The sequence below is a fragment of the Bradyrhizobium uaiense genome, from assembly GCF_010811875.1.
Lineage (GTDB): Bacteria > Pseudomonadota > Alphaproteobacteria > Rhizobiales > Xanthobacteraceae > Bradyrhizobium > Bradyrhizobium uaiense.
In genome coordinates, this window is sequence record NZ_VKHP01001181.1 from 1 (window position 1) to 228 (window position 228).

Sequence of the window (228 nt, forward strand, 5' to 3'; positions counted from 1 at the left end):
CCGCCCGTCCTCGTATCATGCTGATGGACGAACCCTTCGGCGCGCTCGATCCGCTGACCCGCGACACCCTCGGCGATGAGTATCGCGCCCTGCATCGCAGGCTCGCCTTGACCACGGTAATGGTCACCCATGACATGACAGAGGCCTTGCTGCTTGCCGATCGCATCGCGGTGATGCGGGCTGGACGGGTTGTGGCGCAAGGCCAGCCGGCCGAGCTGTCAAACAACA

The 228-nt window shown here is 64.5% G+C and carries 1 pseudogene; it reads left to right on the forward strand.

Features of this window, described 5'->3' with window-relative positions:
- Positions 1-228 (forward strand): annotated as a pseudogene (locus tag FNJ47_RS55810) (ABC transporter ATP-binding protein); the annotation flags it as partial.